Here is a 642-nt window from a genome sequence, read left to right as displayed (position 1 = left end):
AGTGTTTAAGGTGGTATACGGGACCTTTGGTATTGCGTTGCTCACACCTTAACAGGGCGTTATGTTTTTAGAGGTAATTAATAATTGTTTGAGTGGATTTTAGATGCATTTAGCACATCTTCAGGTAAGTCTCAGTTCATATCGATAGTCGTGTCTTCATGTATCGCAATAACCGTTTTGTTGCTAAATCAGCGCTTTAACAATCAGCGTGAACGAAAGAAATTGCATGCTGAGAAGATTGAAGAGCTCTATATAACCGTGATCGAGTATTTGGATGCGTCAGATGACCTTATTACGGATATACAAAAAGGTACGTACAGGAAAGACTCGGGCTATCACGGATACAACGAATTAACATACGCTAAGCGAGAAGCTACATTAGGTAAAATTGAAATGCTTTTTGCTCTTTATTTCCCAGAAATACCATTTAGCAAGGCTGACTATGACATAGATATACTTCCAGTATTTTGGGCTTCAGTTAGTGGAAAAATTGCTAGAGGTGAAGTATTGGGTGATGAAGTGCTTGTTGAGTCTAGGGAAAATCTCAAAAATGCCTCAAAAGCTTTAAAGTCTATGTGTAAGCAGTTGATGTATAAGAGATCAATTTAGAACAAACATAACAAACTGTTCAAGAGGGATTCG

At 37.7% G+C, this 642-nt stretch carries 1 protein-coding gene; it reads left to right on the top strand.

The window, feature by feature from the left end; genetic code table 11:
- Window positions 1-84 precede the first annotated feature (84 nt).
- Window positions 85-609, top strand: coding sequence for a hypothetical protein (locus VHA02S_RS25025; protein WP_038899652.1), 525 nt, complete (start codon window positions 85-87; stop codon window positions 607-609).
- The last annotated feature ends 33 nt before the right edge of the window (window positions 610-642 follow it).

Origin of the sequence: Vibrio harveyi NBRC 15634 = ATCC 14126 = KCTC 12724 (genome assembly GCF_001591145.1) — a bacterium.
Lineage (GTDB): Bacteria > Pseudomonadota > Gammaproteobacteria > Enterobacterales > Vibrionaceae > Vibrio > Vibrio harveyi.
Note: the sequence above shows the minus strand (reverse complement) of the source record. Positions and strands in the feature narration are given on the sequence as shown.